Source organism: Massilia solisilvae (genome assembly GCF_024753215.1).
GTDB lineage: Bacteria > Pseudomonadota > Gammaproteobacteria > Burkholderiales > Burkholderiaceae_D > Telluria > Telluria solisilvae.
The window spans coordinates 1-390 of the sequence record NZ_JANUGV010000027.1; the positions used below are offsets into that span (position 1 = coordinate 1).

Sequence of the window (390 nt, forward strand, 5' to 3'; positions counted from 1 at the left end):
GACCACGTTCACGCAGCAGGACGTCATCGACGGCAAGGTGAGCTATACCGCCAACACGGCGGGCAGCGACACGTTCACGGTCTCGGTCTCGGATGGTGCATTGTCCGACGCGAAGTCGGTTGGGGTGACGATCACCTCGACCAACGCAGCGCCCACCAGCACTGGCGGCACCGTGACCACGCTTGAGGACACGAACTACGTATTCGGGGCGAGCGATTTCAACTTCAGCGACGCCAATGCCGGCGACTCGCTGAGCAAGGTCGAGATCTCGGCACTGCCGGGCGCGGGCAAGCTGCAGGCCTACGTGAGCGGTGCATGGCAGGACGTTGGCGCCAGCGCCAGCATGACCGTGGCCGAAATCAATGCCAGCCACCTGCGCTTCGTGCCGGC

At 64.6% G+C, this 390-nt stretch carries 1 protein-coding gene; it reads left to right on the top strand.

Going from position 1 to position 390, the window contains the following annotated elements; translation table 11 throughout:
* A partial coding sequence (locus NX773_RS23460; RefSeq protein WP_258858647.1) for a hypothetical protein occupies window positions 1–390 on the top strand: 390 nt, incomplete at both ends.